This window comes from Halomonas sp. B23F22_20 (assembly GCF_043496985.1).
Taxonomy (GTDB): Bacteria; Pseudomonadota; Gammaproteobacteria; order Pseudomonadales; family Halomonadaceae; genus Halomonas.
Genome location: NZ_JBIEKH010000003.1, coordinates 169,629 through 181,022, shown reverse-complemented (window position 1 = coordinate 181,022; position 11,394 = coordinate 169,629). Strand labels below are relative to the sequence as shown.

The 11,394-nt window shown below is 67.6% G+C and carries 9 protein-coding genes; 5 read left to right on the top strand and 4 right to left on the bottom strand.

What is annotated here, in order from left to right; translation table 11 throughout:
* Window positions 1-64 precede the first annotated feature (64 nt).
* Window positions 65-1,801, top strand: coding sequence for an OFA family MFS transporter (locus ACGTN6_RS03230; protein ID WP_394589799.1), 1,737 nt, complete (start codon window positions 65-67; stop codon window positions 1,799-1,801).
* 97 nt (window positions 1,802-1,898) lie between these two features.
* On the opposite strand, the gene ACGTN6_RS03225 is transcribed toward ACGTN6_RS03230, so the two are convergent.
* From ACGTN6_RS03225 to serA, 4 genes are all read right to left on the bottom strand, one after another.
* Window positions 1,899-3,245, bottom strand: a complete 1,347-nt coding sequence (locus ACGTN6_RS03225; RefSeq protein WP_394589797.1) for a uracil-xanthine permease family protein — start codon at window positions 3,243-3,245, stop codon at window positions 1,899-1,901.
* Between the two features lie 41 nt (window positions 3,246-3,286).
* A complete protein-coding gene (locus ACGTN6_RS03220) occupies window positions 3,287-4,642 on the bottom strand; it encodes an 8-oxoguanine deaminase (RefSeq protein ID WP_394589795.1) in 1,356 nt (451 codons plus the stop codon).
* Between the two features lie 179 nt (window positions 4,643-4,821).
* A complete protein-coding gene (locus ACGTN6_RS03215) occupies window positions 4,822-5,739 on the bottom strand; it encodes a DMT family transporter (RefSeq protein WP_394589793.1) in 918 nt (305 codons plus the stop codon).
* Between the two features lie 132 nt (window positions 5,740-5,871).
* Entirely contained in the window at window positions 5,872-7,122 is a 1,251-nt protein-coding gene (gene serA / locus ACGTN6_RS03210) for a phosphoglycerate dehydrogenase (RefSeq protein WP_394589792.1), read from the bottom strand.
* Window positions 7,123-7,412: 290 nt separating this feature from the next.
* Between serA and ACGTN6_RS03205 the strand changes: the two genes are divergently transcribed.
* From ACGTN6_RS03205 to djlA, 4 genes are read left to right on the top strand one after another with little or no spacing between them, the layout of a single operon-like run.
* Entirely contained in the window at window positions 7,413-7,691 is a 279-nt protein-coding gene (locus ACGTN6_RS03205; RefSeq protein WP_394589791.1) for an exodeoxyribonuclease VII small subunit, read from the top strand.
* Window positions 7,678-8,565: a (2E,6E)-farnesyl diphosphate synthase gene (gene ispA / locus ACGTN6_RS03200; RefSeq protein ID WP_394589789.1), complete on the top strand. Its 888-nt coding sequence runs from the start codon at window positions 7,678-7,680 to the stop codon at window positions 8,563-8,565. The genes ACGTN6_RS03205 and ispA overlap by 14 nt, the downstream gene beginning before the upstream one ends.
* A gap of 38 nt (window positions 8,566-8,603) precedes the next feature.
* Window positions 8,604-10,565 (top strand): 1-deoxy-D-xylulose-5-phosphate synthase, encoded by a 1,962-nt coding sequence (gene dxs / locus ACGTN6_RS03195; RefSeq protein WP_394589885.1) that lies wholly within the window; start codon window positions 8,604-8,606, stop codon window positions 10,563-10,565.
* Window positions 10,562-11,326 carry a co-chaperone DjlA gene (gene djlA / locus ACGTN6_RS03190; RefSeq protein WP_394589787.1) on the top strand — a complete coding sequence of 255 codons (765 nt, stop codon included), beginning with the start codon at window positions 10,562-10,564 and terminating at the stop codon, window positions 11,324-11,326. Before dxs ends, djlA begins: the two co-directional genes overlap by 4 nt.
* Window positions 11,327-11,394: the final 68 nt, after the last annotated feature.

The window sequence follows — 11,394 nt, the reverse complement described above, 5'->3', positions numbered from 1 at the left end:
TCGCATCACGACCTTCAAGCGCGCTCGAGAAGGACGCGCGGTCAACATGGGAGACACTACAACAATGAGTAACGCCAACTCTCGCGGCATATTCTCCTTCCTGCTGAAGGAGCACATCGTCGCCAAACCCGGGTTCAATCGCTGGCTGGTGCCGCTGGCCTCCATCGCGATTCACCTTTGCATCGGGTCGGTGTACGCCTGGTCTGTCTTCAATCCGGCCCTGACCCGGCAGCTCGGGGTATTGGCACCGGCCGCCGGTGACTGGAACTTATCATCCGTCGTCTGGATTTTTTCCGTGGCCATCTTCACCCTCGGGCTCGCTGCAGCGTTCGGCGGCAAGTGGCTCGAGGAGGTCGGGCCACGCATGGTCGGCGTAGTCTCCGCCTTCTGCTGGGGCGGGGGCTTCCTGGTCGGTTCCGTGGGCATTGTCAGTCATCAGCTCTGGCTGATCTATCTCGGCTATGGCGTCATCGGTGGCTGTGGGCTGGGACTGGCCTACGTCTCGCCCGTCTCGACCCTGATCCGCTGGTTCCCCGACCGGCGGGGCATGGCAACCGGCATGGCGATCATGGGCTTTGGGGGCGGCGCCATGATCGGGGCGCCGCTGATCGGCTACCTGCTGAACACCTTCGCCGAAGCGCCGACCTACCTCGGCGGCGTGGATTCCGTGGAACTGATGACCGAGGCGGGGCGCCGTTTCGCCGAGACGGCCAATGGCCAGATCGAGGTGGTCGTTGCCTCGGCGGCCCAGGCTGCCGAACTGCCGGGCGGAGGCGAAGCCGGTGTCTATGCGGTGGGCACGGGAGATACCGGGGCCGCGTCGACCTTTGTCACCCTCGGGGTCGTCTATTTTGTCATCATGTTGATCGCGTCCTTCAGTTATCGGGTGCCGCCGGTGGGCTGGAAACCGGAGGGCTGGACACCGCCGGATAAACAAAACGCTAGAAGTATGATCACCAGCCACCACGTGCACATCAATCAGTCCCTCAAGACACCGCAGTTCTGGCAGATGTGGGTCATGCTGTGCTTCAACGTGACCGCGGGGATCGGAGTCATCGGCGTGGCCAAGACCATGATGACCGAGATCTTCGGCTCCACGATGCCGGGTATCGTCACGGCATCCTTCGCCTCGGCTTATGTGCTGATGATTTCGGTCTTCAACATGGTGGGGCGCTTCTTCTGGGCTTCAACATCGGATTACATCGGCCGCAAGAATACCTATCACTGTTTCTTTGTTCTGGGCACCTTGCTTTACATGTCGATTCCGTTTCTGGCCTCGGCTGTCAGCAGCAACCCGAACATCATATATCTGTCCGGCTTCTATGCGGCGACCATGGTGATCTTCACCATGTACGGAGGTGGTTTCTCGACCATTCCAGCCTATTTGGCCGATGTCTTCGGCACCCTGCACGTGGGCGGCATCCATGGCCGCATTCTCACCGCCTGGTCGACCGCCGGCATCCTGGGGCCCTTCGCTATCACCTTCCTGCGTGACATGTCACGTCACAACGCCATCACCGAGCTGGTCGCCAAGGTTGATCCCGCGGCGTTCCGAGAAGCCTTCGGCGCGCCGGTGGCTCAATTGGAGGCACTGGTGGAGGCGAACACGGTCACTATCGCGCGATTGATGGAGATCGCACCGCCTGGGACGGTGGATCCGACGTCCAGCCTCTACAACACCACCATGTATGCCATGGCGGCATTGCTGATGATTGCCTTTCTGGCCAACCTGTTCATTCGTCCGGTGGGGGAGCGGCATCATGTGGAGAACACCCATCCAAAGGTGGCGCCAGCACGGTAGCAGCATCGCTTGTCAAGGCGCGTGAAACGGCATGACACAAGACGGGGCCTCGCATGTGCGAGGCCCCGCTGCGTCGAGAGTGTTGGAGGATGGCCGTTCAGACGTCGTCGCGGAAGGTGCGGTCGTGCTTGGGCAGCACCAGGTTGAGGATGATGGCGCACAGCGCGCCGGGGATCAGCCCGGACTCGATGATCGCCCGGACGTTCTCGGCGAGGCCGGCGTAGAGGCCCTCCTGGGCGGGCAGGCCGATGGCCGCCGACAGCGACACGCCGATGATCACCATGTTGCGCTTGTTGAAGTCGATATGGGAGAGCATCTTGATGCCGGCGCTGGCGATCATGCCGAACATGATCAGCACGGCGCCGCCCAGCACGGCATTGGGGATGCTCGAGATCAGTCCGCCCAGCTTGGGCAGCAGGCCGGCCAGCAGCAGGAAACCGCCGCCGATGGCCACCACGAAGCGGCTGACCACGCCGGTGAGCGCGACCATGCCGACGTTCTGGCTGAAGCTGATCTGCGGGAAGGCGTTGAAGACGGCGGCGAACACGCTGGCCAGGCCGTCGGCCATCACCCCGCCGGAGAGTTCCTTGTGGGTAGGCTCGCGGTCCATGCCGCCGGCGGTGGTGCCGACGATGTCGCCGATCGACTCGGCGCAGGTCACCACGGCCAGCAGCACGACCGGGATGATGGCGGCCAGGTGGAACTCCAGGCCGATGGTCAGCGGCATGGGCAGCGAGACCCAGTCGGCGGAGACGATCTGGCCGAAATCCACCAGGCCGAAGGCCATGGCGGTGAAGTAGCCGATGACTAGCCCGGCCAGCGGGGCGGCCTCGGACCAGATGCCGCGGCCGAACTGGTGCAGGCCCAGGGTGACCAGCAGCACCAGGGTGGCCAGCAGGATGTTGTGTAGCGCACCGAAATCCTCGGCGCCGAAGCCGCCGCCGGCGTAAGCAAAGCCCACCGGCATCAGCAGGGTGCCGAGCATGATCACGAAGCTGCCGGTGACCACCGGCGGGAACAGGAAGCGGAACCAGGGCAGGAAGAGCCCCACCAGGGCCATGGCGACGCCGCCGCACAGCGCGGCGCCGAGCGCCGCCGGCAGCCCCATGCCCACGGCGATGGGGATCAGCACCGGCACGAAGCCGAAGCTGGTGCCCATGACGATCGGCAGCCGGGCGCCGATGGGGCCGAGGCCCAGCGACTGCACCAGGGTGGCGATGCCGGCCACGAACATGGCTGCCTGGATCATGAAGGCGGTCTGGTCCTCGGGGAGGTCGGCGGCGCCGGCGATGATGATCGGTACGGTCACGTTGCCGACGAACATCGCCAGCACGTGCTGAAGCCCTAACGGAATCGCCCGGCCGAGCGGCGGCATGGCATTGACGTCGTGGGTACTGCGCACCTTCGGCGCCTTGGCCTCGGTGGCGGTATCGGGTGTCGACATGGGTGGTCTCTCCTGTTGTCGTTGTTGGAAACCCGTTCGAACTAGACGGCGCTGCGTAGCGCCTTGGCAGCCTGGTCATGCCTGGCCAGCAGGGCGTCGAGATCGACGCCGACCGGCCGGCCCTCGGTCACCCGCCACTGCCCGGCGACCATCACGCGGTCGGCGCGGTGGGCGCCACACAGCAGCAGGGCGGCGATGGGATTCTCCGCGCCGGAGAAGCGTGGCTCGTCGAGGCGGAACAGTGCTAGGTCGGCCTGCTGGCCGGGCGCCAGGCCGCCGATGTCGTCGCGGCCCAGGCAGCCGGCCGAGCCCTGGGTCGCCCAGCGGATCACGTCATCGTGAGTGACCCGGCTCGGGGCGTAGCGCAGCCGCCCCAGCAGCAGCGCCTGGCGCATCTCCTCGGCGAGGTTGGAGTGGTCGTTGGAGGCGGAGCCGTCGACCGCCAGGCCCACCGGACAGCCGGCGGCTTCCAGCTCCAGGGTGCGGCAAAGCCCCGAACCCAGCACCATGTTAGACGACGGGCAGTGGGCGATGCCGGTGCCCGCGGCGCCCAGTCGAGCCACTTCCTCGTCGTTGAAGTGGATGCCGTGGGCCAGCCAGGTGCGAGCGGACAGCCAGCCGGTGGCCTCCAGGTAGTCCAGCGGGCGCATGCCGAACAGCCGCTCGCAGTAGGCGGTCTCGTCCTCGGTCTCGGCCAGGTGGGTGTGCAGGCGCACGTCCTTCGCTTCGGCCAGGCTGGCGCTCTCCTGCATCAGCTCGCGGCTCACCGAGAACGGCGAGCAGGGTGCCAGGGCGATGGTGGTCATGGCGCCGTCGCCGCGCTGGTGATAGGCATCGATCAGCCGCGCGCTCTCGTCGAGGATGGTGGCCTCGTCCTGCACCACCGACTGCGGCGGCAGGCCGCCGTCATCGCGGCCCACGCTCATCGAACCGCGGGTCAGGGCAGCGCGTACGCCGAGGCGCTGGGCGGTTTCCACCTGGACGTCGATGGCCTGGGCGAGGGCGCCGGAGAACACGTAGTGATGATCGGCCACGGTGGTGCAGCCGCTCATCAACAGCTCGACCATGGCCAGCTCGCTGGCCACCGCCAGCTGCGACTCGTCGAGGTGGGCCCAGACGTCGTAGAGGGTGGTCAGCCAAGGAAAGAGTTCCTTGTTCAGCGCCGGTGAATAGGCTCGCGTCAGGGTCTGATAGAAGTGGTGATGGGTGTTGACCAGGCCCGGCAGCAGCACGTGATCCGAGGCGTCGAAGCTCGCGTCGACCGGGGTGTCGGGCGTGCCGCCCGCGGGCACCGCCTCGACGATGCGCTCACCGCGCACCACCACTCCGCCGGCGGCGCTGGGGTCGCTGCAGGCGCGGGGATGGCGGATCCACAGGGTCTTTGCGTTCTCGGTCATGATTGTCCTCCTGAAACGCCGCCGGGGGCGGCAGGGTGGACAAAGGGTTACCCAAGTCTGGTCAGGACCGGAGCCTTGGTTCAGGTGCCTTTGTAGTGTTGTGTACGACGGTGTGTCGTGGATGAATCAAGGATTGTGTACAAAATGAGAGGGTTTTGCGCGACTGTCAAGGCGCAAGCTCAACGGCGTTCGTCGGTCGTCTGCTCTCGGGCAAGTGCCGCGGCCTTGAGCCGGCTCAGGCGGTCGCCGAACAGATAGGCGCCCAGTGCCACCAGGATCAGCGCGGCGCCGATCAGCATCGAGGCCGAGGGGCGTTCCTGGTTCAGCAGCATGCCGAGGCCCAGCGCCAGGATTGGCGTGATCAGGGTCACCAGGGCCACGGTGGCGGCGTGCAGTCGCGAGAGGATCAGGTAGTAGCAGAGGAAGCCGATCAGTGAGCCGAACACCGCCAGGTAGAGCACTGCCCAGCGGCCACGCTCGCTGAGCGGGATAGTCAGCGGCTCGCCGCTGGTCAGCCACAGGGCCAGGAAGCAGGGCAGGCTCAGCGCCAGGGCGCCGACGGTCTGTTCCAGGGGGCCGAGGCCGGCTGCCACGCGCTGCACGGCGATGCCGCTGCCGCTGAACAGGGTGACCGCCGCGAGCATCATGACCAGGGCGCCGAGCTGACCGCCGCCCACGCCGAGGCCGTCGAGGAATACGACGCCGAGCCCCACCACGCCCAGGGCACAGCCGAACCAGTGCCAGCGGCGCAGCTTGCGGGCCCCGGGCAGCGCCTGGAGGATCAGCCCCGAGATCAGCGGGGCCATGCCGAACATCACTGAAAGCAGCCCCGAGGGCAGCTGCTGAGAGGCGTGATAGCTCAGTGCCATGGCGCCGAACACCCCGGGGACCGCGGCCGCGTAGCTGGCCAGTGCTCGGCGGTCGCGGCGAAGCCCTCGGCGCAGTACGGCGAGGATCAGGGCGCCGGCGACCAGGGCGATCAGCATGCGCAGCATCACGCTGCCGATCGGCGCGCCGGCCTCGGCGCTCCACTTGATGCCCAGTGGCGTGGTGGCCCACACCAGTACCACGATGAGATAGGCCGGTCCGGTCGGCATGGCGTCATTCCTGAAGCGAAGGGGGGATGGCGAGCGATGTATCGCCAGCTCATCATTATCGCGAAAAAAACCGCCGCGTCGATGACGCGGCGGTGGTCGAGGTCTGGTGCCGTGCGAACGGCCGGGGCGGCCTCAGCCCTCGTAGCTGGACTCGGAGTAGAGCACCCGCACCCGCTTGGTATGGGCGACCTGGCTCAGTGCTTCCAGGGCCTGGGGACCGTAGTCCTTGTCGACGTCGATGACCACGTAGCCGATGCGCTCGTTGGTCTGCAGGTACTGGCCGAGGATGTTGATGTCGTTCTCGGACAGCACCTTGTTGATCTCGGACATCACGCCCGGCACGTTGTCGTGGATATGCAGCAGGCGATGCTTGCCCGGGTGGGCCGGCAGCGCCACCTCGGGGAAGTTGACCGAGGTGATGGTGGTGCCGTTGTCGGAGTAGGTGACCAGCTTCTCGGAGACCTCGATGCCGATGTTCTCCTGGGCCTCCAGGGTAGAGCCGCCGATGTGCGGGGTGAGGATGACGTTGGCCAGGCCGCGCAGCGGGCTGACGAACTCCTCGTTGTTGCCCTTGGGCTCCACCGGGAAGACGTCCACCGCGGCGCCGTTAAGGCGGCCGGCCTCGAGGGCCTCGGCCAGCGCCTCGATGACCACCACGCTGCCGCGGGAGGCGTTGATCAGGATGCTGCCCGGCTTCATCAGCGCGATCTGCTCCTCGCCGATCATCCAGCGGGTGGAGGGCAGGTCCGGCACGTGCAGGCTGACGATGTCGGCGCGGGCCAGCAGCTCCTCGAGGCTGCCCACCTGGCGGGCGTTGCCCATGCCTAGCTTGGTGACCACGTCGTAGTAGATGACGTCGAAGCCGAGCGATTCGGCGAGCACCGAGAGCTGGGCGCCGATGCTGCCGTAACCGACGATGCCCAGGGTCTTGCCGCGTGCCTCGTGGGAGTTCTTGGCCGACTTCAGCCAGCCGCCCTGGTGGGCACGGGTGCTCTTCTCGGGGATGCCGCGCAGCAGCATGATCGATTCGGCCAGTACCAGCTCGGCCACCGAGCGGGTGTTGGAGTAGGGCGCGTTGAATACCGGGATGCCGCGCGCCAGCGCCGCGTCCAGGTCGACCTGGTTGGTGCCGATGCAGAAGCAGCCCACGGCCACCAGCTTCTCGGCGGCGTCGAAGACGCGCTCGTTGAGCTGGGTCCGGGAACGGATGCCGATGAAGTGGACGTCGCGGATCTTCTCGATCAGCGTTTCCTCGTCCATCGAGGTCGGCAGGTGCTCGATGTTGGTGTACCCGGCGTTGAGTAAGTTATCCACCGCGCTCTGGTGGATGCCCTCGAGCAGCAGGATCTTGATCTTGCTCTTGTCCAGGGACGTCTTGGCCATGGTCGAATCAACCCCTTCTTAGGTGTGCGCCGCTTGCGGTTCAAGGTGGGGGAGCGATGGAACCCGCCAGGTCGCGGAGGCCTGGACCGGTGCCGGCTCGAAATGAGGCCACATATGTTACCACAGCCGCGGGGCGCCAAGATGAAAATGCTGCGCTGCCGATATGAGGCGCTTGCATGACACACCCCGGCTCGCGTGGCCTGGGCCGCGATCCTGACGGGGCAGACGACCCCCGGGGGAGAGCGTGTATACTGTCGCCCTCATGGTGGGAGCGACCGACGAGGAAAGCCATGGCGGAACAGCACAGCGAGCCCCGAGACGAGGCCGCCCCGGCGGACTTCGCTGCGACCGTCGAGCGTCTGGAGGCGCTGGTGTCGCGGCTGGAGTCCGGCGAACTGACGCTGGAGGGCTCGCTTGAGGCCTTCGAGCAAGGCGTGCGATTGACCCGCGACGCACAGCGCCGCCTCGACGAGGCCGAGCTCAAGGTTCGCACCCTGACCGAAGGCGAAGACGGTGGCATGGACCTCCAGCCTTTCGCCCCGCCCGCGGAGGATGATGGTGAACGCTGATAATCTGGCGGCGCGACTGGCCGCCGATCGGGCGCGGGCCGATGCCACCCTGGAGCGCCTCTTCGCCGAACGCTCGGCGCCGTCGCCGCGTCTCGAAGCGGCGATGCGCCACGGCGTGCTGGTGGGCGGCAAGCGCCTGCGGCCGGTACTGGTGTACGCCGCCGGCCGTGCCTTGGGCGCCGACGAGACGGCGCTGGACGCACCGGCGGCGGCGCTGGAGCTGATTCACGCCTACTCGCTGGTTCACGACGACTTGCCGGCGATGGATGATGATGACCTGCGGCGCGGTCAGCCCACGGTGCATCGGGCCTATGACGAGGCCACGGCGATCCTCGCCGGCGACGCCCTCCAGGCGCTGGCCTTCGAGGTATTGGCCACGACGGCCCATCCGCGGTTGCCGGCGATGATCGCCTCCCTGGCCCGCGCCGCCGGCCGAGATGGCATGGTGGCGGGACAAGCGCTGGACCTGGCCGCGGTGGGCGGCCACCCTGACGTGACGGCGCTGGCCACCATGCATCGCCACAAGACCGGCGCGCTGATTCGCACCGCAGTCAGGCTGGGTGGCCTGGTCGCGGTAGCCGAGGACGACCCGCGGCTGGTCGCTCTGGAACGCTACGCCGAGGCCATCGGTCTGGCCTTCCAGGTCCACGACGACGTGCTCGACGTCACCGGCGACACGGCGACCCTGGGCAAGGCCTCGGGAGCCGATGCCGCCCGCGACAAGCCGACCTATCCCAGCCTGCTGGGGTTGGAGGGCGCTCGGGCCCGGGCCGCCGAGCTGGTCGATGAGGGCGTGGCGGCACTGGCGCCGATGGGCGATGCCGCCGCGCCGCTGGCCGCACTGGCCCGATACATGATCGAGCGTGACCACTGAGGAGGCCCATGTCGGCTTCCCTGACAGATAGAGTCTTCATGAAGCTGTTCGATGACATTCCGGTCGAGCGTCCGGCGACGCCGCTGCTCGACACCCTGGAGACGCCGGCCGCCCTGCGAGCCATGGACGATGCCCAGCTCGCCCAGGTGGCCGACGAGTTGCGCGCCTACCTGCTCTACAGCGTGGGCGTCTCGGGCGGGCACTTCGGTGCCGGCCTCGGCGTCGTGGAGCTCACGGTGGCGCTGCACCATGCCCTGGAAACGCCCTACGACCGCCTGGTGTGGGATGTCGGCCACCAGGCCTATCCCCACAAGATCCTCACCGGGCGCCGCGAGGCGATGATCGGGATCCGCCAGTACGGCGGCCTGGCGGCCTTTCCGCGGCGCGCCGAGTCGGAGTACGACACCTTCGGCGTCGGCCATTCCAGCACCTCGATCTCCGCGGCGCTGGGCATGGCGCTGGCCGCGCGCACCCGCGGCGAGAAGCGCCGGGCCTGCGCGGTGATCGGCGACGGAGCGTTGACCGCCGGCATGGCCTTCGAGGCCCTGGCCCATGCCGGCCACGTCGACGCCAACCTGCTGGTGGTGCTCAACGACAACGAGATGTCGATCTCCGAGAACGTCGGCGGCATCGCCAGCTATCTGGCGCGGATCCTGGCCAGCAAGCCCTATACCAGCATGCGTGAGGGCGGCAAGAGGGTGCTCTCGCACCTGCCTGGGGCCCTGGAGCTGGCGCGGCGCACCGAGGAACACATGAAGGGTATGGTCAGCCCGGCCACCCTGTTCGAGGAGATGGGCTTCAACTACATCGGTCCCATCGACGGCCACGACCTGGCGACCCTGACCCAGACGCTGCGCAACATGCGCGACCTGGAGGGCCCGCAGTTCCTGCACGTGAAGACCCGCAAGGGGCGCGGCTTCCTGCCCGCCGAGGCCGACCCCATCGGCTACCACGCGATCACCAAGTTGGAAAAGAACGAGCCGGAAAAGAACGGCGACACCCCGCCGCCGCTCAAGCCCTCCACGCCGCCGGCAAAGAAAAAGCAGAAGTACTGCAACGTCTTCGGCGACTGGCTGTGCGACATGGCGGCGGCCGACGAGCGGCTGATCGGCGTCACTCCGGCGATGCGCGAGGGCTCGGACCTGATTCGCTTCTCCCAGGAATATCCCGAGCGCTACTACGATGTGGCGATCGCCGAACAGCACGCCGTGACGCTGGCCGCCGGCCTGGCCTGCGAGGCCATGAAGCCGGTGGTGGCGATCTACTCCACCTTCCTGCAGCGCGGCTACGATCAGCTGATCCACGACGTGGCGGTGCAGGAACTGGACGTGACCTTCGCCATCGACCGCGCCGGCCTGGTCGGCGAGGACGGGCCCACTCACCACGGCGCCCTGGACCTGTCCTACCTGCGCTGCGTGCCGGGCATGGTGGTGCTGGCGCCGGCAGACGAGGCCGAGTGCCGGGCCATGCTCAGCGCCGCCTACCATCATCCGGGGCCCGCCGCGGTGCGCTATCCGCGCGGCACCGGGCCGGGCGTCGAGATGCCCGAGCACCTGGAGCCGCTGCCGATCGGCGAGGCGCAGCTGCGTCGCCGCGCCGGCAGTCAGGGCCCGAAGATCGCGCTGCTGGCCTTCGGCAGCCTCAATGGCCCGGCCGCCGAGGTGGCCGAACGGCTCGATGCGACCCACCTCAACATGCGCTCGGTCAAGCCGCTGGACCGCGAGGCGGTGCTGGCCGCGGCCGCCGACCATGACCTGCTGGTGACCCTGGAGGAGAATGTGGTGGCCGGCGGCGCCGGCAGCGGCGTGGGCGAGCTGCTGGCTGCCGAGGGGCTCGGCGTCGCGCTGCTGCAACTGGGCCTGCCGGATACCTTCGTCGAGCACGGCAAGCCGGCGGAGCTGTTGATCGAATGCCGCCTCGACGCCGAGGGCATCGAGGCGGCGATTCGCCGCCGGCTGGGGAATGACCCCGCCGCCACGGAACAGGGAGAGACGCCATGATGATGGCCATTATTATCGGTGCGCTGCTGGGCCTGTGGATCGGCGGCCCCCTGGGGCTTTTGATCGGCGGCGGCCTCGGCTACTGGCTGGTGCAGCGCCTGCGCAAGAGCATGCTGGGCAAGCTGGCCGGGGTGCAGGCGCAGTTCCTCGAGTCGACCTTCGCGGTCATGGGCTGCCTGTGCAAGGCCGATGGCCGGGTCTCCGAGGACGAGCTCGAGGCCTCGCGCAAGCTCTGGGATCGCCTGCGTCTCGGCGAGACCCAGCGCGCCAAGGCGCGGGCCGACTTCACCCGTGGCAAGAGCGCGGATTTCGATCTGGACGCCGAGCTGGCCAAGGTACGCCAGATCGTCGGCTCCCAGCCGGCCCTGCGCCAGGTGTTCCTGCAGGTTCAGCTGGCGGCGATCGCCGCCGACGGACAGCTGCACCCCGCCGAGCAGGAGATGCTGATGCGGGTGATGCGCGGGCTGGGCTGCTCCGAGGCCGAGATCGCCCAGATCGAGGCGATGCTGCGCGGTGGCCCCGAGGCTGCGGGTGACTCGGGCCCCTCCCTGGAGGACGCCTATCAGGTGCTTGGGGTCTCGGCCGAGGCCAGCGACGCCGAGATCAAGAAGGCCTATCGGCGCCTGATGAGCGAGAATCACCCCGATAAGCTTGCCGCCAAGGGCATGCCCGAGAGCATGCGCGAGGTCGCCAAGGAGCGTACCAGCGAGATCGGCAACGCCTACGAGCGCATCCGCAAGGCTCGCGCCACTGCGGCCTGATCGCGCCGCGTTCCACAAGCACCCTCCTTACCCTCTGAATTTCCAGAACTCTCCCCCAGGCGCCGTAT